Origin of the sequence: Haloferax marinisediminis (assembly GCF_009674585.1) — an archaeon.
In the GTDB taxonomy this organism is placed as follows: domain Archaea; phylum Halobacteriota; class Halobacteria; order Halobacteriales; family Haloferacaceae; genus Haloferax; species Haloferax marinisediminis.
Genome location: NZ_WKJP01000002.1, coordinates 1 through 20,299, shown reverse-complemented (window position 1 = coordinate 20,299; position 20,299 = coordinate 1). Strand labels below are relative to the sequence as shown.

At 57.2% G+C, this 20,299-nt stretch carries 15 protein-coding genes, 1 tRNA gene and 6 pseudogenes; 12 read left to right on the top strand and 10 right to left on the bottom strand.

The genetic code is table 11. The features are described 5' to 3' along the window. Positions 1 to 438, top strand: a pseudogene (locus GJR98_RS14550) (DMT family transporter); the annotation flags it as partial. 14 nt (positions 439 to 452) lie between these two features. On the opposite strand, the pseudogene GJR98_RS14545 reads toward GJR98_RS14550, so the two are convergent. Continuing rightward, a pseudogene (locus GJR98_RS14545) lies at positions 453 to 733 on the bottom strand (transcriptional regulator). Between the two features lie 776 nt (positions 734 to 1,509). Between GJR98_RS14545 and GJR98_RS18140 the strand changes: the two are divergent. The 3 genes and pseudogenes from GJR98_RS18140 (at position 1,510) to GJR98_RS14525 (ending at position 3,374) form a co-directional block, all read left to right on the top strand. Continuing rightward, positions 1,510 to 2,523 (top strand): annotated as a pseudogene (locus tag GJR98_RS18140) (aldo/keto reductase). A gap of 47 nt (positions 2,524 to 2,570) precedes the next feature. Then, positions 2,571 to 3,136: pseudogene (locus GJR98_RS14530) on the top strand (DUF1684 domain-containing protein). Positions 3,137 to 3,185: 49 nt separating this feature from the next. After that, positions 3,186 to 3,374, top strand: a complete 189-nt coding sequence (locus tag GJR98_RS14525; protein WP_151136805.1) for a hypothetical protein — start codon at positions 3,186 to 3,188, stop codon at positions 3,372 to 3,374. Positions 3,375 to 3,428: 54 nt separating this feature from the next. Here the strand turns inward: GJR98_RS14525 and GJR98_RS14520 are convergent, their stop codons facing one another. Continuing rightward, entirely contained in the window at positions 3,429 to 3,893 is a 465-nt protein-coding gene (locus GJR98_RS14520) for a type IV pilin (RefSeq protein WP_151136807.1), read from the bottom strand. A gap of 76 nt (positions 3,894 to 3,969) precedes the next feature. Next, the gene (locus GJR98_RS14515; protein ID WP_151135022.1) at positions 3,970 to 5,001 is read right to left on the bottom strand and encodes a tyrosine-type recombinase/integrase; all 1,032 of its coding nucleotides are present in this window, start codon (positions 4,999 to 5,001) and stop codon (positions 3,970 to 3,972) included. Positions 5,002 to 5,393: 392 nt separating this feature from the next. Here GJR98_RS14515 and GJR98_RS18060 point away from each other — a divergent pair, with 392 nt between their 5' ends. The 8 genes from GJR98_RS18060 to GJR98_RS14475 all read left to right on the top strand — a co-directional run bounded on the left by GJR98_RS18060 (position 5,394) and on the right by GJR98_RS14475 (position 13,337). Further along, the gene (locus GJR98_RS18060; protein WP_394349859.1) at positions 5,394 to 5,681 is read left to right on the top strand and encodes a PhiH1 repressor; all 288 of its coding nucleotides are present in this window, start codon (positions 5,394 to 5,396) and stop codon (positions 5,679 to 5,681) included. A 148-nt stretch (positions 5,682 to 5,829) separates the two neighbouring features. Then, positions 5,830 to 7,230, top strand: coding sequence for a hypothetical protein (locus tag GJR98_RS14510; RefSeq protein WP_151135018.1), 1,401 nt, complete (start codon positions 5,830 to 5,832; stop codon positions 7,228 to 7,230). Positions 7,231 to 7,269: 39 nt separating this feature from the next. Continuing rightward, on the top strand, positions 7,270 to 7,845 hold the full coding sequence (locus GJR98_RS14505; protein ID WP_151135016.1) for a hypothetical protein: 576 nt from the start codon (positions 7,270 to 7,272) through the stop codon (positions 7,843 to 7,845). Further along, positions 7,845 to 8,600, top strand: a complete 756-nt coding sequence (locus tag GJR98_RS14500; protein ID WP_151135014.1) for a hypothetical protein — start codon at positions 7,845 to 7,847, stop codon at positions 8,598 to 8,600. Before GJR98_RS14505 ends, GJR98_RS14500 begins: the two co-directional genes overlap by 1 nt. After that, complete coding sequence (locus GJR98_RS14495; protein WP_151135012.1) at positions 8,597 to 9,751, top strand: hypothetical protein; 1,155 nt, start codon at positions 8,597 to 8,599, stop codon at positions 9,749 to 9,751. The genes GJR98_RS14500 and GJR98_RS14495 overlap by 4 nt, the downstream gene beginning before the upstream one ends. Before the next feature lie 736 nt (positions 9,752 to 10,487). Continuing rightward, positions 10,488 to 11,018 carry a hypothetical protein gene (locus GJR98_RS14485; protein ID WP_151135008.1) on the top strand — a complete coding sequence of 177 codons (531 nt, stop codon included), beginning with the start codon at positions 10,488 to 10,490 and terminating at the stop codon, positions 11,016 to 11,018. A 91-nt stretch (positions 11,019 to 11,109) separates the two neighbouring features. Continuing rightward, positions 11,110 to 12,204, top strand: coding sequence for a hypothetical protein (locus tag GJR98_RS14480; protein ID WP_151135006.1), 1,095 nt, complete (start codon positions 11,110 to 11,112; stop codon positions 12,202 to 12,204). After that, positions 12,201 to 13,337 (top strand): hypothetical protein, encoded by a 1,137-nt coding sequence (locus tag GJR98_RS14475; RefSeq protein WP_151135004.1) that lies wholly within the window; start codon positions 12,201 to 12,203, stop codon positions 13,335 to 13,337. Before GJR98_RS14480 ends, GJR98_RS14475 begins: the two co-directional genes overlap by 4 nt. 363 nt (positions 13,338 to 13,700) lie before the next feature. Here the strand turns inward: GJR98_RS14475 and GJR98_RS14470 are convergent, their stop codons facing one another. The 7 genes and pseudogenes from GJR98_RS14470 to GJR98_RS14450 all read right to left on the bottom strand — a co-directional run. Beyond that, on the bottom strand, positions 13,701 to 15,332 hold the full coding sequence (locus GJR98_RS14470; RefSeq protein WP_151135002.1) for a helix-turn-helix transcriptional regulator: 1,632 nt from the start codon (positions 15,330 to 15,332) through the stop codon (positions 13,701 to 13,703). Between the two features lie 88 nt (positions 15,333 to 15,420). Continuing rightward, on the bottom strand, positions 15,421 to 15,549 hold the full coding sequence (locus GJR98_RS17870; RefSeq protein ID WP_255518392.1) for a hypothetical protein: 129 nt from the start codon (positions 15,547 to 15,549) through the stop codon (positions 15,421 to 15,423). Next, on the bottom strand, positions 15,546 to 15,779 hold the full coding sequence (locus GJR98_RS17685; protein WP_151135001.1) for a DUF7563 family protein: 234 nt from the start codon (positions 15,777 to 15,779) through the stop codon (positions 15,546 to 15,548). Before GJR98_RS17685 ends, GJR98_RS17870 begins: the two co-directional genes overlap by 4 nt. 64 nt (positions 15,780 to 15,843) lie before the next feature. Further along, positions 15,844 to 15,916 (bottom strand) — tRNA-Pro (locus GJR98_RS14465). A 49-nt stretch (positions 15,917 to 15,965) separates the two neighbouring features. Continuing rightward, positions 15,966 to 17,827: pseudogene (locus tag GJR98_RS14460) on the bottom strand (SLC13 family permease). A gap of 100 nt (positions 17,828 to 17,927) precedes the next feature. Next, positions 17,928 to 19,978: pseudogene (locus GJR98_RS14455) on the bottom strand (DEAD/DEAH box helicase). A gap of 71 nt (positions 19,979 to 20,049) precedes the next feature. After that, positions 20,050 to 20,299, bottom strand: a 250-nt coding sequence (locus GJR98_RS14450; RefSeq protein WP_151139470.1) for a cupin domain-containing protein, incomplete at its 5' end; no start/stop codon positions are given.

Below are 20,299 nucleotides of genomic sequence, written 5' to 3'. Positions count from 1 at the left end.
GCCGCCGCGGCGTTCGCCCTCGGGTCGTCCTCACCCGTCGTATCGAGTCTGACATGCCGATCGAGACGATGTGGTCGATGCTCGGTGCGCCCTGTTGATGCACGCCATCTCGGTCGGTCTCCGAGAGTCGTTCGCCGACGTCGTGTTGAACACGGAATCGCTCCTCGCACTCGCCTACCTCTCGGTGGCGGCGAGTGCAATCGGCTTTCTCATCTACTTCGACCTACTGGAGCGACTGGGCCCCATCGAAATCAACCTCGTATCCTACGTGGCCCCGATTTTCGCAGCACTCTCCGGGTGGGTCTTCTGAACGAGGTCCCGAACCTCGCGACTGCGGGTGGCTTCGCGCTCATTTCTTCGGGTTCATCCTCCTGAAACGTGGCGATTCGGCGTGAACTCCGCCACCGATTCGGCGACAGCGCAACGCCGACCGACTGAGTGTCGCGGTCGGACTACGCTTCGAGTCGCTCGACAGACGTGACTTCACCGACCATCGACCAGCCCTCTTCTCCGGGTGCCTGTCTCCCGACGATGACGGCATCGTTGTCTTCGGTCGTCGCGAACCGATACGCCGCGTCGTCGCCCTCACGACTCCCCTCTGCTTGAAACTCTGTCTGGAAGAACTCCGCGCTCTGGAGGGTAAACCGCCCCTCGAGGTCCTCGTCGACGACGAGGTACATCGCGTTGGGTGGATGTTGTACATACGTTTGGCAACGCGGTTGAGGTCGGACATGATTCGTCAGTCGTGCTCACGAAGTAAATCGATACGGGAAGTGCCCGTTGGAGACCAGACGGGTTTCACGCCCGTCTAATGTGTGGTGATCTGGCCTCGACACCGAGCGCGAAAATCACCTCACGTGCTGCATTTTGGAACGTCCTAATCGACTCCCAAAACTGGACGACGTGCGCCGGTTTGTGTTCTAACGTCACGTTTTTCGCATATATTCAGAGAATTCATACTGTTCGAGATTACAGAAGGTAGCACTGAATAAAAGAGTAGAAGACTCTATAAAGTATTAGATTGCCTCTAGACAGGCAATGAATTTCAGCGTTTATTAGAATATCTCGACTAAATGAGGGTGAAACGAAGCGAATCTCGCACGTAATTATGACCCCGAGTTGATATAGTGGATGTAGGTTCCCCCGCTATGTCAAACTCATCACCAACCTCCCCCACGCGAACGTCTCTCCGAACTCCGGGAGATGGTCGCAGACGCAGCAACTCCGACGGTGGTGTGAGACTCGTTGCGGCGCCACTCCGATTCGTTGGCTTTTGGCCGCGTCGCCCTCCCGTTTTCTGTACGTTCCACTCCTGTTCGGCGGTCTCGAAGCGAGCGAACTCACCGTCTTCGTGGCGCTCGTCGCGCTCAACGCCTCGCACTCGTAATCGGCACAACTACGCCCGTTCGTAAACTCGCGCGACTCGACCCTCCTTCGGCAGAGTCATTTTTGACGTTTTACCGCAGTACGTATTCTCCAATTAATTCCGATAGTCGCGGGTGAATCGAGATTCTTTACCACGACCAGTCGTCGAGTCGAGTATGTCGTCGAGATGGTCCGTTGGGACGAACCGGCACGAGCGTATCGGAAATCGCGTTCGGAACGTGGCGATTCGGCCGACAGAACGACACAGGCGAGGTCGAAGTCGACGCTGCACAGGCGCACCGACTGCTCGACGCCTACGCCGACGCGGGCGGGAACTTCATCGACACCGCCGACATGTACGGTGACGGTGCGAGTGAGTCGTACATCGGTGACTGGCTCGCGAATCGCGATCGAGAAGACTTCGTCATCGCATCGAAGATATTCTGGCGACTCGCGAGGACGCCAACGGGCACGGTCTCAACCGAAAGCATCTGCGCCGGCAAATCGACCGTATCCTCGACCGACTCGGGACCGACTACGTCGACCTCCTCTACATCCACCGCTGGGACGACGACACCCCCGTCGACGAGTTCATGCGCACGCTCGACCAGTTCGTTCGCGACGGAAGGTGAACTATCTCGGGACGTCCACGCTCGAACCGAACGCCTGGAAGGTCGTCAAGGCGAACGAACTCGCCGACCGCCGTGGCTACGAACCGTTTAGAATCGCCCAGCCTCGGTACAACGTCGTCAACCCGCGAGGTCGAAGGGAACTATCTCGAGATGTGCGACGACTACGACATCGGCGTCATCCCGTGGTCGCCACTCGCCGGTGGGTTCCTCACCGGCAAGTACGCTCGCGGTGAGTCGCCACCGGCGGACTCTCGCGCGGCGAACGACCAACGATTCGCCGACTCGTACCTCACCACAGCGAACTTCGACGCACTCGACGCCGTCGAAACCGTCGCCGAGGAAGTCGGTGCGTCGCCCGCACAGGTCAGTCTCTCGTGGCTGATGCACCACCCGCAGATCACCGCTCCCATCATCGGCGCGCGGACCGTCGACCAACTCGAAGAGAACCTCGTCGCCGCCGGCGTCGACCTCTCGGCCCGACCAGTTCGAGCGTCTCTCGGCCGCGAAGCGCCACCTCTCGGTGTAGACGTTCCAAACGTCAGGTGTAGGTGTCAGCGGCCGGTATCTCCGCCCATGACCGACGACGCGTTCGACCCCGAGAAATACGTGGCCGAACTTCGCGAAAAGCGGCGTGAGAAAGACGACTTCTTCGACTCCCACCCTCAGTCACCGGTTCCACCGGCAGAGCGCGAGGCATTCGACGGACTGGACTACTTCGACCCGGACCCGGACTTCCGGGTGTCGGCGACTGTCGAGACGCACGCCGACCCGGAGCCCGTCGTGATGGACACCACTGCGGGGCGCGAAGTCCGGTATCTTCGCGTCGCGACGTTCCACTTCGAACTGCGCGACACCGACCTCGAACTCGGTGCGTACCAGCAGGAACACGACGACTCGCCGACGCTGTTCGTCCCCTTCCGCGACAAGACCACCGGCCAGCAGACGTACGACGGCGGTCGGTACATGGAACTCACGCCGGACGTCCCGCTTTCGGAGCTCGACGACATCGTCGTGGACTTCAACATCGCGTACAACCCGTTCTGCGCGTTCACCGACACGTTCGACTGCCCACTGCACCCGAAGAGAACTGGCTGAGCGTCGTCGTCCCCGCGGGCGAGAAGAAGTACGAGTCGCCGTAGCGACGAAAAGCGCAAGTTCCATATCCTCTTGTTCCGGATACGCAATCATATGGGACTGTTCAGTTCGCGCAACGCGCTTATTGGAATGGCGCTGATGGTCGTCGGCACGCTCGCAATGCTCCCCGCGCTGCTTCCGAACGCCGCACAAGTAACGTCGTACGCTCTCGTTCTCGGCGCGGCGGCGCTCACCTACGGGACGTGGCTCGTCGGCACGTCCGAAGACGGACGTCCGGTCTAAGGCCGAGGCTCGTCGCAGGTATCAGTGTCTAAAGAAATCGGGTTTTAGCGGATTTTACGCTTCCGGTCCAGACCACTTCTGGAGCGTCGCCGAGGTGGACCCGGATTCGTCGGACCAGACGATGCGGACGGTTGCGCCGGCGAGGCTGATGTCATTAGCGGGGTTCTGTTCTGAAGATCCGTCACCAGTTTCGTCGAACGTGGTGTCATCGATTGTGATTGTCTTGCCGGCACTCATGGGGTCAGGAATAACTGGCTGGCTGTCTGTAACAGTTACTGAACCACCAGCGCCGGTTTTCGCACTGCTGATTGAGACCGAAAGCTGACCACTCGGAATCTGGTCACCACTCTCGTGAGTGATTTTGAGGACGTCACCATCAATCGAGTTACTTTCATCTGCCGAGTTATTCGTGTAGTCGAAGGCGAAACTCGCCTGTGGAGCCGTGTTGCCAACTTGGTCACCGAGACCGAGGACGAACGTCCCGATAACGGCTGCGAGGATGACCGTAATTGCGACCATCAGGCGTGCAATTACCCATCAGTAGCCGACTCTCCACTACCTCTATCGGTTGAACCGAGATGTACCTACTCATGGCTCACTCAATCCGAAGTTTGTCCAGGTGAGGACGGCGACGAAGTTCCATCCGCTCGCGCTGGGACGCTTTGTCGTAATGCTGTTCAATAACGTCCTGAGACGCATTCACGCGTTCTGCCGTCACCTCAGGAGGGAACCCGCGGTCTCTGTGCCACGTAATTGACCCCGTCCGAACGTGGTGTGGTGCTCGAGAAGACGGACACTTGCTTCCCTGAGTGTATGACCCCGCAAATTCGCAGGAATTTTTCTCGTATTCGTGCGGACACGGACCAGCAACGCACGGTTGCGTCGCCTGATACATCCACCCCCGAAAGCCGTTCTTCGAGATACGAGTCCCGTGGTGTGTGACGAACAACGGTGAGCGACCGAAGTCGTCGTGACCATCCGGTCGGAACTTCTTGATGTAGGTGTTCAGCGATTCGACGACCTCCGGCAAGAGCGAGACCGTGCGCTCACCGTTCATCTGATTCTTCAATGGCGTCTCGGACTCCGGCCGGTGGACGAACTCGACATACTGCTCGTCGGGATAGTAGTCACGAAGATCGAGACCACGAAGAGCACCAAGACGTGCTCCAGTGTGCCACGCCAGCTCAAGAACAGCGTGGAACCGAGTTCCACGGACGCTACTGTGAGACCGATAGAACCGAAGCAATCGAAGCGCGTCCTCAGGAACCAACATCGTATCCCGCGACCGTTCCGACATCGGCACGCTCGGCACGTGGACCTTCTTCGAGAGACCGTCGTCAACAGCCTCGATGCGTTCGAGATACTCGACGAACCCGAGCAGTGTCTCCATCTCGCTGTGGAGCGTTGGTGAAGCGATGTCCTGACCGGCGCGGAACGCCTCGAACTGCTCGAACGTCCACCCGTTCAGGTCAGAGACGCGCTCGATATTCCGGTCCTCGCACCACTCGACCCAGAGCTTCAGGCGGTACTTGTAGGTCTTGATGGACGATGACGAGAGTTCCGTCCCACGGCGGTCAAGGTACCGGCGAACTGCCTCGCGGGGTTTGAGTTCTGAAGGTCGGTCCATGCTTATTCGACCTCCCGGCCGGCGCACTTCCGGCAGACGCTCAGACGAGTTTTAGCGTCGATACCGATTGCAGCGCGAACACGGCAGATCGCACATGGGTACCCATCGCCCTTATCAAACTGTGCCGCATTGGTGACTATGCGGGTGTTAACACCCGCTTTGGTGGCATCCGTCATGGTTATATGACGGAACCTTCCCGGGTGCGGTGCTGGTCTCACCGCACTCAGGGCCTACAAATATCATCTCGAGCCGACGGTATCTCACGTGGTTCCGTACTCGTTCATATTCGTTATTTTTGCATAAATGTTGTGGTCGGTGCATTGAATACATATGTCTGCACTAATACCACATACAGTAGCAATAGTAGTGACCTACGCAAATATTCACAGAGAATGAGGAAATCCGCATCGTGGATGACCATCTGGGACGACCGGATTCTTGAATATATTGACGAGAATGGCTCTGCCAGTCCCGGTGAGTTGGACAAATCTGGCTATTTTCAGGTCTCTCGGTCTCAGATTTCGCGTCGACTACGACGTCTGAAAGACAAAGGAATGTTGCAACATCTCGGAAATGGTGTCTACGTCATCACTCCAATCGGCGAGGAATACTTAGAGGGAGAACTCAACGCAGAGGAATTGGACGGAGAGAACGGTGGAGAGGGCACTGCATCTGCGTAGATTTCATGGTCAGGAAATCAGGTGACTGGATGACGATTTGGGACGATAGAATTCTGGAGTATCTTCTTGAGAACGACTGGGGGTCAAGGTCAAGGCGAGACAGACCGGCACCCTCGCACTCGTTGGGGTGCTCGTCACGACCGCCGCAATGAGTGGTGCCCTTCCGGGTGCCTCACCTGTCGGTGACGCTTCTGCCGAGTGGTCCGAAGACTGCGACCTAACAGACTCACTCTTAGGCGCGGCGTGGAACACGCTAGTCGGCACCGACACCGGCTGCCGTTGGCTCACTGGGCAAGAAATAGACTACGCCAACGTCTCCGCAACCGATGCCCACGCAACCGCTGTGGGTATCCACGAGGGTCAGAATTCGTACTTGACGACGACTAACAACTTCATGCAAGACACCCGTTCGGTGGCCTTCATGAAGGCGAAGCTCACCCTCATCAACGAACTACAAAACGGGTCCACCGAAGCGAACGCGACCGCCGCGGCGAACGCGACCGTCGAAGAGTACTATTCGAACATTCAGTACAACCTCGTTCAAGACTACAACCAACGTGCTGCGCAAATATTCTACCTCGGGAACCAGACGAGCGTGGAGATGCGCCACGTCTACGACAGTGGCTCGGCAACGGTCCCAAGCGACCTATACCGCCTCGATGAACAACAAGGCGACCCGACAGTTAGTAGCGTCTTGCTGGAAAATGGGACGGTGATTTACGCCACGTCCATCTATCTGAAAGACACGTCCGGCTACACTCTACAATTCGATACAGACCCCGCAGAAACGGACTTCTGGGTCGAAACGAAGCCGCCAACTGGTTCTTATCAGGCAGTGTTTGAGTCTGACCCATACGAACAGACCTACACGGACCTCGGGAATCAATCGACTCAGGTAAAGTCGAACATCGACGTATATGCAACGTCGTTCTATTCCCAGTACAACGGTAGTGAATTCAACTCGACCGAAGTAGCACAACTGGACCCGACGCTCATTGCGAGCCAAGCATCCACCGAGTACAATTCCACTGGATACTACTCATACGCGGCAATGCAACTTGCCGCGATGGGTGCATCTGGGGACCTGAACGTTTCCCACACCATCGAAATCACGAACGGAACGAACACGTCGACCTATGAGGGTACGCTGTTCTATACCGGCAGTGACGCATCCGCCGGGTGGGATACTAACACGACATACAACGTCACTGACTACAACGGAACGCTGTATTTTGCCTACCAGAATAACAACTCGTCCGGCATCATCGACGTTGGACAGGAGGGTACTGAATTCACTCTCACGAGTGCGACGAACACCGACACAGGCGAATCGGTGACCACCACAGTACCACAGGAATACGTCTACGAGGAAACGAACGCCTCGAATCTTCAAGAGGAGTTAGACCGACTCCAAACCGTCCGCGACGAGTACGAAGAAGCCAAATCAAGCAGTGGCAGCCTTGACCTCGGCGGTGGGGTCGGCACCGAAGATAAGGCGATTATCGCGGGTGCGATCGTCGTTCTGCTCCTTGCCGTCATCAAGGGCTAGCACAGCCAACTAACCAACCTCCCCTTTCGGACCACGACCATGCGCCGAATCATATTCACACTCATACTCATCATGACCGCAGTCGCAACGCCCGCACTCGCCGGCACCGTCGCCGCGCAATCGAACGAAAACACGACGGAGACGCCCGCGCCCTCGACGCCAGAAGTAGACCGAACGATCGAACTCTCCGAAACGACTAGTATCACGAACTGGCGGTTCGACAACGGGACGTTCTACGTCACGTTCGACGTCGACGTTCCGACCCGCGTTGCCATCACCGACGCCGGGAAACTCTCGCGAATTCTCTCGGAGGGAGAAGGCGAAGCGGCAGGGAAAGCCCGGATGCGTCGCTTGACCTTGACCCCTGGAATGACGACGGTGAAATTCAACGCCGAGGACTTCAACGGAGCCAGCGCAGTGACTATCTCTTCGAGCAACGCTGACGGAATCGTCGCGCTCCGAAGTGATGCGGTACGAGCTGGGAACCCCCCCGTCAAGTGGGGAACCGCGAACGCGCTCGTCGGTGGTGCTGCAATCGTCACCGCCGCCGGGACGTTCCGGTACGTGAAGAAGAAGCGCGAAGACAAGGAGATGACCGCAGAGAGGTTGCTCTAATGAAGCGCGACGATGCCCTCAAACTCGGCGGAATCGGTGCCGTGGCCGTCTACGCTGGCGACGTGGCACTCCCGCAGTGGACGCCGCTCGCAGTCGGGATGTTCGTTATCGCAGGCATCGCGGCACTCGTCGCGAGTGGGAAGATCGACGACCTCATACCCGACCCGCCGACCGTCTCGCTCGCCGTCATCGACGGTGGTAACGACGAGAAGGTAGAGCACTGGGAACTCTCTGAGGACCAATTTGCTGAGATGGAAGTCGCGGCAGGAAGCCTCAACCCTCTCACTGAGAGCAAGGGCGAAGCCTACGAGTGTTACCACTACGACGACGAGCGAAACCTCGCAGTTGGTACGTGGCGCGGGATGCGGCCACATTCACACATCGTCGGCCACCACGACATCGACGAGGCGCTCAACATCATCAACGAGATGATGAACTACCTCGAGCCGGAGGCCCGACGCGGCCAGCACATCCGGAACAACCTCATCTCGATAGTGCGGATACTTGACCGTCAACGCGCGGCTGCACAGAACGCCGCCCTCGAGGGACACCTCGCACCGAACATGGGTGGCCAGACTATCGACGAAGTGATTGCCGAGACGCTGCCGGACGACCTCTTACCGGACCGACTCTCGTCGGACGACGCCAGCGACGATATCGAGGACGACCTCGCCGGAATGGACCTGGTGTTCGAAGGTGACGGCGATGCCCTCGAGCCCGTTGACCCGATGCTCAACGACGGAGGAAGCCCATGAGCAATAGCAAAAACGACCAGTATGCCGCCGCACAGGGACGAACCTATCTCCGAGGTGAGCTCGGAGACAAGAGGCCTGAGTACGTTCGCCGGTTCGCCGGACTCGTCGACGACGCTCACACGCTCGACCTCCTCAACCACTACTGCTCACTCTGGGCCGACCGCGCGGGTGACTTCCTCGATACTCGAATGGCCGAAATCATCATCTCGTCCTCCTCGACGCGCTCGATAAACACGGCCTACGAGTTCGGAAACGTCTCGCAGTTACAAGGGATGGTTGGTCTCGTCGATAGGACGAAAGACGGCGATGAGGGGCTCACCCGAATGGCCCGGATGCTCACCGACGAGGGAGCAATCGGTGCCGTACTCGGTCCACCGGGTTCGGGGAAGACCGCGATGACGCTCGATATCGGTCGGATCTGGAAAGCCGTCACTGGCGGGAAGGTGGTCACGAACATCAAGTGGAACGGCGGAACTCACATCTCGGGTGCTCGGGAGATGCTCGACGAGATGGCGAACTTCGATGGCCCTGTCCTCGCGATAATTGATGAAGGGAGTCAGTCGCTCACTTCGCGCGGTGCTGAGGCACAGTCTGCCGACCGATTCGCCAAGGCGCTCAAGTACGTCCGGAAGAAGGAAACCGGCGACAAGTACGCGAAACGTGGCTCGGTTCTCATCGTCGGCCATACCCGCGCAGACACCGCGAAGGACCTCCGACGACTTTACTCTGCAATCTTCGAGAAGCCATCTCGCGCAGACCCCGGCCGCGTGAAAATCCTCGAATCCACTGGCACGACGGATAAATTCGAGGAAGTAGCCGAGTACAAGGGTATCACCGACACTGCCGAACGATACGACGAACACGAAGCTTCCTCGTTCGCAGTCGACCTCGAGGACGAGACTGACGACGACCAGGAGGACGTCGAGACTGCCGACGATGCGAGGCGGAAGGAAGCTATCTCGACAGCAATCCGTGCTGCCCGTCCGTGGGATGACGACGGTATGAGTTACGCCGATATCGGCAAGGAGAACAGCCAAGACACCGAATACCTCGTTCCATACTCGACCTCGTGGGTTGGCGACAGAGTCCGAGAGTGGCAGAAGGGACAACATCGAGACCTCGTGGCGGCCCCAGAAGGAGAAAGCGCATGACGACAGCGACTCTGGACCATCACCACCACCACACACCCCCCGTGGTCGCATACTTACTTACACAGTGGCGCCGATTGGCGGCACCCCGGTGGTTGCCCGTCCCCCGTGGAACCGGAATTTTGCTCTCTGTCCTCGAGGTGATCGGCGCGAAGACGTCGTGGGTCAAAGGTCATGACGAATCGGAGTAAGAAAGCAGCCCACTACGGTGCACTCGCTGAGCGTGCTGCTCGGCAGAGATACGGTCTTGTCTCTGCGCACTCATCTTGGCAGGACGCTGAGACCGACGACGGCCGCCCCGTTGAAATCAAAGCTGCAATGGTGAATCGGAGAAGCGGGAAAATCGGTCGTTTCCGGGTTTTCGAGGACTACCATGCTCGACTCCGGCGAGAAGGTGGCTTGTACGTGTTCGTGCTCTACTCTGCTACTGGTGGTGCTGGAGGTGGTGGAATTCGGGTTCGAAATATGCGCTCTGTCGAAGCCTCGTCGCTGCGGCTGCGGTTCTACGGCTCAGGTGGACATCGTAACTCAGAGCAAGTGAAAATCCATCCACGGCGGATCTTTGTTTAACCATGGAATAGATTACTCATTAGTCGATAGATTGAATCTGAATTACCTAGCTCTTGATTTTTCTTGGAGACATTCCATAGGTCGATTGAGACTGAAGGTGAGATGAACCCGTAGTTACTGGCCGGGTATTACCATTCAGATTTTAAAAGAATCAGGAATATCAATAAGTATGGTTACGCTCCCAACTATCGTTGCTCAGTCTAGCTCTTCTGCAAGTCTACCGGATTCTACTATCATCGGAGTTGCCGCGTCCTTCGTATCTGCATTCTTAGTGTACTCTGCTAGGCAAGTTTGGGAGAGAAAAAAGCTGAAGCGGGCCCTTCTCACCGAAGTCGGCCAAATGACCGGAATTACTGATTGTGCTAATCAAATGGCGCGGTTAAGCAAACGTCCTCCAGGTCGTCAATTACAACCTGATGATATGCCTTCTCCCGACTCAATCCCGACAACGGTGTATGAAGCCAGTGCAGTAAATATCGGACTATTAGGCGGGGTTTTCCGTGGGTCTGAGTTAGAGAACGCGGTGGATTTCTACTCAAAAGTGACCAAATACAAGGGCGTAATCCAACGGATTAGTGAATCAGAGAATGTGTCTGAGGAGATCCCTGATACTGTACAAGAGGACCTGTATGACAATATTGGTGAGTTAGAAGAGACTCGCGCTGAAATTGTATCTCGAAGTAAGTTCGTTGAAGGATGAATATCCGAAAAACTATTCGGACTCTATACATATCATGTGGTATGAGAAGTATTGAGCGCCAGAGTGGGCAATCATCTCTAAGAGGTGTCTAATGCCTGAGCAGTCGTCGGACTTCTTAGATATAATTGATGAGTCCTTCGATGACCAGGCTGCGCTCATTAAATATATTGACTATCTTTATCAGAATGAGCAAGCCTCTGGCCAATTTAACATAATTGGCGCAGTTAACAATCTGGCTGGCGGAAAGGACGAGTTCCTAGGCTTTGTGCAGTCTAGCTTTAGCATCCTTAACTCGTCCGGCGATCTCCATCTACTACACAGTACAGTTGATGAAGAACCGGTCTACAGCTATGTCTACCTCGATGACCATGTTCCTCTGTTCATTACAAACGCAAACAAAACGGACCAAATTCCACCCACCATCTCAAAGTTTCTGATCGAAACGCCTCACCTGGGTCGTCTAATGCTTTCCAAGCGTGAGCTGGACGAGTTGCGGAAGGATATCGTGGCAAACCACGAAAATATATTAGTCCCATATTTCAGTGCGAGACGCTCTGCTGATTCGAAAATAAGCGCTCGACGTCGTCCTGAAACTGAACGATCGATTCAGTATCGTGCTATCGATGGACTGGACACCTACCGTGAGATGAGGTATAATTACGGGATTTTACCTCAGATAATGGTTTTTGAGAAGCCCAACGAATTCAAATTCAAAATAAAAACAGACGGTACGTTCGTACACGTCAATGGTAGCCTCCAAGAACTGTGGCTGCAGTTCAATAAAGAAGTTGAACGTGTCAAGGAGATGAAAAAGTACGCGAATACTGGGCACTACGGAAAAGCAGACAGTGCATTCTTCGGAGAAGATAAGTTCTCTGTGAGTACTCCTTGGGCCGTTGAGGTTGCTGATGGTATCAGTGCGGAAAACCTGGAGAACTTCGAATCGCATATGGATACCGACTTTTGGGAATTCAGCGTTTCAGAATATACTGCGTACCCCGAATTCAAATCCTTCCAAGCAGAGTTAATTGATGAAACTACTAACGAGAGAACCACTCTCAAGAGTAAAGGAAACCAAGTTCGGGTGTTCCCGAGAGAGTTGACTGACATTGACCAGTCTCTTCGGATATTCAACTTTTTGAGTGACCACTTCGACTCAGAATGTACCCCGAAGAAAGTCGCATGAAGGACCCAAAACCATACGACGACGGGTATTTTGCTGAACTGGGGAAAGGAGACAAACGCTCCTTTGAGCGGTTATTCACTAAAAAATACGACAGCATCGACGAAGAGAGAGCAAGGAAAAGCTATGTCACGACTTTTCAGTCAACAAGTAAGCAAGAGTACAACCTCTTCCGGGATATCGTGAATGCGTTTTCCCCTAAGGACGCTGCAATGGGGAGTGATAGTGGATTTGAGACAACGATCATAAACCCTCTTCGTGAATTTGGTGACTCTGGAGCAGAGTTACTTCTAGCGAAAAAACAACCTAGTGGTGTTCATCTCTGTTTTGTTTCTTGTAATGTAGGTGGCGAGGAATACCAACACTGGGTTGATGAAATTAACACGACCAAAGACCTGCTCGAGTCCGGGTCACGGCGTGATAAAATAAAAAGACACATTCAGTGTTCAGACCTTTCAATTCAGTCAGTTCAGTATCTCACGTTCACTCGAGCAATCGATCTTGTCGATGCAGACATGGAAGTGATGAAGATTGCTACAGATCCCGACGAGTATGCTGTTTGGAAATTAATCGAGGCCGAAATGCCTCCTGAAGCAGACGAGGAAGATAAGACGATAAAATACCACGATGGCCACGTTGAAAATCCAAATTTGAGGAGATTAGGAGAGGACGGAATCGACCCAACACTTGCTGAGAACGACGATATTCGATTCCACCTAACCAGTCACCCAGTGTTTCCTCTCGGCGAAGTGCTGCTCCAACTCTACTTAAACAATATGGGCTCGGTTGATGAACCAAAGGAATTTAGAAAACGAGAGTTTGAGCGGACATTCAAATCCAAAATCCATCTGGGGACCAACCGCCGGAACATAGACCGCGTTGTTGATTCGCGGATAGATGAACTGTTGGAGATCGCTCTGAACTATGGTATGATAAAGGATTCAGACGCAGACGTGGTTAAAGAGCGTGACTTTAGGATAATGTGGGAGTCAGAAGACCCAGGTGAGATCAAAGACATGGTGAAGGACAAATTCTTTGATGGGATGGTTCCCGAGGAGACAGGAAAATTGGCCTATCAAAGAGCCCGCGAAGAGTTCGTCCGGAAAGAATCGAGTCTGGACGAGTTCGACGACTAATCAAATTCCATTCCTGCGTCGAATAGGTTCGGTTGTTGCTGCTTCACACTGCGTAATCAGCGAGCGTGGAAGTTACTCAAGCATCAACTTCCGAATTCTTCATGCAACCCTTCGCCCCTCCCCTTTCGACTGCGTCAACTGGAGCTACACAGCCGGAGGGTTATTTTTTGAAAGTTGTGACGTTAGTCACACTCGCTAAGGGGATGGTCGCACGCAGTGCGACCGACCTGCCGCGGAACCGGCGCGATGCCGTCGCTCACAGGTGTCGAAGGGTCCACCCGAAACACGGGTCCGGGCGAAAACCAAGGTGTAGTATATAAAAGAAAGAGACGACGAGTAGTGTTGCCACTCACGAGGGCCGCTCTATCTGAGGTGCTGACTCGCGATTGCGGACTGTTTTGGACCGTACGCCTGGTCGAATTCGATGATGGCGTTGTAGAACCGACCGGCGTCGAGGCCGGCGTCACACCACGCGGAGTAGCCTGCGTCGATCACGTCGGGTAGGTACTCGCCTTTCGCAGTGCTGTTCTTCGATTCGGTTAGAATCGACCGAACGCGAATCTTCACGCGCTTCGAGCGATCGTCCATCCCCTGGACGACTTCAGCACCGTATCGATTGAGCCAGTTCTGCAGAGCACGGCCGGAGCGTTCCAGGTCACGTGGGTCGACAGAGAGGACATTCTCGATGAGTCGTGCGTTGGACTCGACGACGTCCTCGGTGACAGAGACGATTTCGCGGACCTGTTGGGACATCTTCGAGGAGACCCACGAGACAACACGATTGTCGCAGTCGAGGAGGCCGCTGAGTCGCTGAAGGACGCGGTAGACGGTCGCTTCGGACCACCCGGTCTCTTCGGCTGCCCCGTCGACAGTTCCCCCGTCGGCCATGGCGACGTATTCGAGGACGTCGCGGTCAGAGTCTTCCAGCTCCTGGAGCGTCCGGATGATAACCGACTCCTGCGACGCCTCAATTTCCGGCGTCGGGTCGTCCCAGAACGCAATCCGCCGGTCGGATTCTCCGGGAACGAAGTGGTCGTCTTCGACGAACCATGACCCCGGATTCGTTGGAATGCCGGCCCACTCGAGCACGTTCATCATTTTCTCTTCCAGGTCGTCGACGAGGTCGTGGCGGTCGGTCCACCGAACCGATTGGTCTTGGTTCAGATTCTTCTTGTAGAGCGCACCGAGCTTCGGGTGGTACAGTGGGTCGTCACCCGACTTCTTGCGCACGTGCTCGGGATGGTAGTGCTTGAGCTGCATCCCGCGTGGTCGATGACGGCTATTCTTCGAAATCTCCTCGATGGCCTTGCGGTCGAATCGGAGTTGGTGGTTGTAGCCAACAACCTTCTCGTTGTTCGAATCGTAGACGACGTGCGACCCCTCCAGGTCTGCGACGAGCATGAAGAGTTTCATGAAAACCCCGTCGCTGTGGACGAGTTTCTTCGCCATGTCCCGAAGGATGCGGATGTACCGCTCGTGCTGGGTGATGGTCGAATACTCGTGAGGTGTCTCTGTGAAGTACCGACGAGACCAGTCAAAGCCGACTCTCTCACAGACGGCACGTAATATCTCGCGAATGAGATGGGGAATCTCGTCAAGTTCGACGTTGACCGTGTTGTTCAGTTTGACGTTGGTCGAACGGCCAAGGTTCGCAGGAACGCTGTTTGGCCGGTTCTCGTCGTCCCATCCGAGTCGGGGTTGAATGATAATCGGGAGTTTTCGCTGTCCCTCACCGTAGGCGTTGATGTCGTACTCGAGGAGCGAGTTGACGGTATCACGTTTCGAGGGAGACAGCCCGGACTCGTGGAACCCGAGTGAAACCGTCCAAACCTCTGTTCCCGGCGCGTCGTAGCGTGGTATTTCTACCTCGATTCCTTTCGCACCGCCGTCGATGTGGTTGTACAGCTGGCGGACGGCCCAGTAGGGCGAGTCTTCGTACTCCGTGTACAGTAGGTTGCCACGAGTCTCGTGGGGTGCAGAGGCTACGTGGCTCATTGGCGGTCATCTCCGACGAGGTCACGGCCGCACCGCTCGCAACGATGCAGCTTTTCGCTGTCGTGGCCGCAGGTTGGACACTCGACGGTCACGCCGTGTCACCTCCGACCGCTCGACGAACGTCGGCGTCAGTCGCGTCGAGAGCAGGGTGACGAACGGCCGTCTGACTCTCGACGTGGTAGAGCTTCGAGGCGCGGACGAAGTCGACAGGCGTCACTTCGACCACCTCTCTGGCTGCCCACCGTGACGACCGGGTGACTCTTGCGGGTCCGGCGTTGGAACGTCACGGCCGGCTGCAGACCCTCGCTGAATCCGAACGGCGGTGTCGCACTCTCGGCATCGGTGTACGCGGTCCTCAGAATCGCCGTAGACGCGACAGAAGTTGTGGGTGACGTGCGACCCGCAATACTCACACTCACGAGGCTGGGCCTCGAGGGAGAGGAGCATCACGCCAACCACCGCTGTTGGCTGTTAAAACCGGCAAAATAAGCCGAATTCCCCTTAATGGGTATGGGACCGCCCGGATTTGAACCGGGGTCACGGGCACCCAAGGCCCGAAGTATACCAGGCTAACCCACGGTCCCGCATATACTCCTCTTTTCGTCTTAGTGTAAAGGGTTTCGTTCTGATTCGTCAGGTCAGTGGGAAGAAGTACGCCACACCGACGGTCGTCACGACCCGAGAACCAGTTGGAGCGGGCCGCCGACGCGCATGTAGTCCGTGAACTTGTAGCCACCCGGACCGTAGACGAACAGGTTCGTCTGGTAGCCAACCGGCGTCATGAACGCGGTCGACGCGGCGAACATCACTGCGAGGACGAACGAGAACGGACGCGCACCGAGTGTCGTCGCCGCCTCGATTGCGACGGGAATCATGAGAACGACGCTCGCGTTGTTCGAGATGACGTTCGTCAACAGCGCCGTCACGAAGTAGAACACGCCGAGGACTGCGAGCAGTGGGAGAAACTCACCACTCATGACGACCATCTCGGCGAGGAGTTCAGCGGCCCCCGAGTTCTCCATCGCGATACCGAGCGGGATGACACCCGCGAGGAGGAAGATGACGTCCCACTGGACGGCGTCGTACAGTTCGGTCGGTCGAAGACACTTCGTCGCGACCATCGCGAGCGACCCGAGCAACGCCGAGACGACGATGGGGATGAACCCGAGTGCCGCCAAGAGGACGACGCCCGCGACGATGCCGACAGCGACGGGAATCTTGGACTCGCGGTAGTCGTGGCGTTCGATTTCCTGGGCGACGATGAAGTCACGGTTGGTGTCGAGGCGTTCGATACTCTCGACAGTCGCTTGCACGAGGAGTGTGTCACCGACACGGAGTGGAAGGTTGTCCATCCGGCGACGGATGAGTTCGCCACCACGCCGGAGGGCGAGCACTGTGGCGTCGTACCGCTGGCGGAAACTCGCGGTTGCGAGCGACTCGCCGACGAGCGACGACCCGGGTGCGATGACGACTTCGACGAGGTTCTGCCCTCTGTCGGCGAGTTCGAGTTCGTCTTCGGTGACGGTTTCCCCGACGAGGTTGAGGCCCTCGACGTCGAGAAGCTCGACGAGCGTGTTGCGGTCGGTTCTGACGGTGAAGACGTCGCCAGCCTGTATCTCCTTCGGCCCGAGCGGTTCGAGGAAGACGCTGTCACCACGAATCAGTTGCAGGATGTCGACGTCGAAGTCCGTCTCGACGAGGGCGCGCTGGACCTGTTGTCCAACGAGTGGGGAGTCCTTGCGGACGACCACTTCGGTGAGGTACTCGGCCATCTCGAACTCCTCGGTCAGGTCGAGCCGCGGTTCGATACGTGCCGGGGTGAGTCGGCGGCCGATAGTGAGGAGGTAGACGACTCCGACCACCATGACGAGGGCGCCGAGGGTGGTGAACTCGAACATCGAGAAGGGTGCTTCGCCGGTGATGCGCGAGTAGACGTCGCTGGCGAGGATGTTGGTCGACGTTCCGATAACCGTCAGCATGCCGCCGAACATCGACGCGTACGAGAGGCGGCAAGAGGAGTTTCGACGGCGAGGTCCGCCCGCGCTCTGCGAGGTCGGTCACCATCGGCAGCAAGATAGCCACGGCGGCGGTGTTGTTGATGAACCCGGAGATCGGTCCGACGACACCGGACGGTCGCACCCAGTTGCTTCAACTCGCTCTCGCCGGGTGACCGCCGAAATCTTCGCCCCCAGTATCTGGATGACGCCGGTTCGCTGAACGCCTTCGCTCAAGATGAACATCGCGAGGACTGTCAGCGTCGCTGTGTTGGCGAACCCGGAGAGCGCGTCACCGGGATACGACTCGAAGAGGATGATGGGGGGTGCCCAGTAGTCCCGCTGCGACGAATGCCTCCGAGATGGGTTTGAATCAGCATCAACGTCACCATGATGCCGATTGGCTGTCACGTCCACCGGAACCGGTTCGGTGGCGAAGAACGCCAACGCGACGAGGATGACGGCGAAGACGACGAGGATGGCCGGCGTTATCGCTACCACGGAACCACGGACGTACTGGCACCCGAAAAGCGTGGCGGGATTCGGAACCTCGCTTCCGCCGGGTGGAGACCGTCGCGGCCGTCGCCGGGAGACGCGCTGGCTATCGTCCTTCGTCGGCGAGTTCGAGGTCGGCGACGATGTCGTACGGCGAGAGGCCCTGACGGATTCCGTCGAGGATGCGGAACGCCTCGTTCGGCGAGAGGAACTGCCGGGTGATCGCGAGACCGAGCGGTGTCGGTTCGAGCCCATCGATGAACTCCCATTCGAGAAGCTTTCCGACCGAGTGGGTCGTCGGCACCTCGCCGAGCATCCGGTCGTTGAGCGACTTCGCCTTCTTCCCGGCGACGACGATGTTCGCCAGCGTCTCTTCGACGGCGGCCGACTCGTCGTAGACGGTCCTGACCTCTTCCATCTCGCCTTTCAGGAGTTTGAACGCGACTTCGTCTTCGGTCATCTCCATCGAGTTGTGGTACGAGGCGTCCGGTTCGACCAGCAGGTAGACGGTCCCTTTGTCGTGATAGTCCGGCCGGCCGGCGCGCCCGAGCATCTGGCTGAACTCCTGAACAGAGAGCCATTCGATACCCATCGCCAGCGTGTCGAAGATGACCTGCGACGCCGGGAAGTCGACCCCGGCCGCGAGTGCCGCGGTGGTCACGACGGCCGCGAGGTCCTGATTAGCGAACTGGCGTTCGACTCGCTTTCGACGCTTGTAGTCCAATCCGGCGTGGTACGGCGCGGCGTTGTACTCGAGCTTTCGCGAAATTTCGTGACACCGACGCCGCGAGTTGGTGAAGATAATCGTCTGGCCGCGGTACCCCTTCGAGGATTTCGTGTCGAACGCCCGTTTGACGAGACGGTTCTCGATGCGCGGTTTCTCTTGGCCGTTCGCGAAAGTGACGTGTCGCTCGATTGGAACCGGTCGGTCTTCGTACTCGACGAGGTTGGCACGGAGGGTTTGGGCCAACCACTTCGGGTTGCCGACGGTCGCTGAGAGGTAAATCCACTGTGCGCCGTCGTAGTTGTCGCGGCGTTTGGCTCGCGTCTCGCAGTAGTACTTCAGGCGCGAAATCATCCCGTCGAGGCGGTGGCCACGCTCTTCTTCTTTCAGCGTGTGAACCTCGTCGATAACCACGGTACCGATGTCCCCGAGGTCTTTGCCTGTCCGGAGGGCGTGGTCGATGCCCTCGTAGGTGCCGACGATGACGTCCGCGTTCGGGTCGAAGCGGTTGCCGTCGTCGTTGATTCGACTCGCGCCGACGCGGATGGTGACCTTCCCGAGGTGGCCGTATCGCTCTTTGAAGTCCTCGTGTTTCTGGTTCGCGAGTGCGACGAGCGGAACGAGAAAGAGCATCTTCCCCTTGCTCTTCAGCATGCGGTCGATGCCGGCGAGTTCACCGATGAGCGTCTTCCCCGTCGCGGTGGCGCTCACGACCAGTTGGTCTTTCCCGTCGAGGACGCCGTTTCGGACGGCGAGACTCTGCACCGGGAGCAACGTCTCGAACCGGTCTGTCAGCATCGACTTCAGGTTCGGATGGATATCGAGGTCGGCAGTGTCGACGAGGTCGACGTCTTCGGTCGTCGCACTGATAGTGTCGAACTTCGTCAGGTCGGGGTCTAACTCCTTGCAGGAGGTTCGTAATACGGGTCAGGTCCCCGGTCTCGTAGAGGAGTTCTTCGAGGCGGTCTTGGGCCGCTCTCGTGAGGCCGCCGGCGAACGAGAGTTCCTGTTCGAGTTCGCGGACGGCGCAGTCGCGCAAACGTACTCGTGTTCGGCCTTGATGGCCGTGTCGTCGGTGATGGGGAGTACCTGCTGTTCGCCGAGCATCGGCGACAGGTCCGGACGACGAGTGCCTCCAGTTGGTAGCCGTCGAGCATCGCTTTGAGTTCCTCGCGGCCGTGCTGGGAGGTCTGCTGTGAGATACGAATCCGAGAGGCCGACCGGGCGAGCTCGACGAACTGACTCGGGTCTCGCGGCGTTTCTTCGCCCTTTCGGATGACGAGGAATCGCAACGGACGGGGGCCCGCGTTCGTCTCTTTGAGTTCGAGTTTACCGCGGAGCACCCGCTTTCCATCTCGCTGGACGACGACGAGATAGTCGTCGTCCGTCTGGTGGAGAAAGAGCGTGTCGACGCGGGTGACCTGTTTAGACACGATGCCTGCTACGGTGACGTGGTATTTCAGGGATTCGTCTGCGCGTCGCGTCTGTGGTGTGTCTGTGTCGCTTACTCGTCGTCGACGAGTTCGATTTCGTCGTCACCGTTCGGGACGGCACACAGGAACGAGCCTTCCTCGTCGGACTCGTTTCGGTACCAGTGGACGACGCCAGCGGGGATGAAAATCGAGTCACCGGCTTCGACTTCGTACTCTTCGCCGTCGATACCGACGACGTACCGCCCCGAGAGGACGTGTTGCTCGTGTTCGACCTCGTTGGTGTGCTTCGGCACGGAGGCACCCGCGTCGAGGACGAACCGG

Bases quoted from the DNA above. Each gene is read 5' to 3' on its own strand.
- GJR98_RS18060 (WP_394349859.1), top strand. From the start codon at position 5,394: ATGAGGAAATCCGCATCGTGGATGACCATCTGGGACGACCGGATTCTT.
- GJR98_RS14505 (WP_151135016.1), top strand. From the start codon at position 7,270: ATGCGCCGAATCATATTCACACTCATACTCATCATGACCGCAGTCGCA.
- GJR98_RS14525 (WP_151136805.1), top strand. From the start codon at position 3,186: ATGGGACTGTTCAGTTCGCGCAACGCGCTTATTGGAATGGCGCTGATG.
- GJR98_RS14470 (WP_151135002.1), bottom strand. From the start codon at position 15,332: ATGAGCCACGTAGCCTCTGCACCCCACGAGACTCGTGGCAACCTACTG.
- GJR98_RS14495 (WP_151135012.1), top strand. From the start codon at position 8,597: ATGAGCAATAGCAAAAACGACCAGTATGCCGCCGCACAGGGACGAACC.
- GJR98_RS14510 (WP_151135018.1), top strand. From the start codon at position 5,830: ATGAGTGGTGCCCTTCCGGGTGCCTCACCTGTCGGTGACGCTTCTGCC.
- GJR98_RS14500 (WP_151135014.1), top strand. From the start codon at position 7,845: ATGAAGCGCGACGATGCCCTCAAACTCGGCGGAATCGGTGCCGTGGCC.
- GJR98_RS14520 (WP_151136807.1), bottom strand. From the start codon at position 3,893: ATGGTCGCAATTACGGTCATCCTCGCAGCCGTTATCGGGACGTTCGTC.
- GJR98_RS14515 (WP_151135022.1), bottom strand. From the start codon at position 5,001: ATGGACCGACCTTCAGAACTCAAACCCCGCGAGGCAGTTCGCCGGTAC.
- GJR98_RS14485 (WP_151135008.1), top strand. From the start codon at position 10,488: ATGGTTACGCTCCCAACTATCGTTGCTCAGTCTAGCTCTTCTGCAAGT.
- GJR98_RS14475 (WP_151135004.1), top strand. From the start codon at position 12,201: ATGAAGGACCCAAAACCATACGACGACGGGTATTTTGCTGAACTGGGG.
- GJR98_RS17685 (WP_151135001.1), bottom strand. From the start codon at position 15,779: ATGCTCCTCTCCCTCGAGGCCCAGCCTCGTGAGTGTGAGTATTGCGGG.
- GJR98_RS14480 (WP_151135006.1), top strand. From the start codon at position 11,110: ATGCCTGAGCAGTCGTCGGACTTCTTAGATATAATTGATGAGTCCTTC.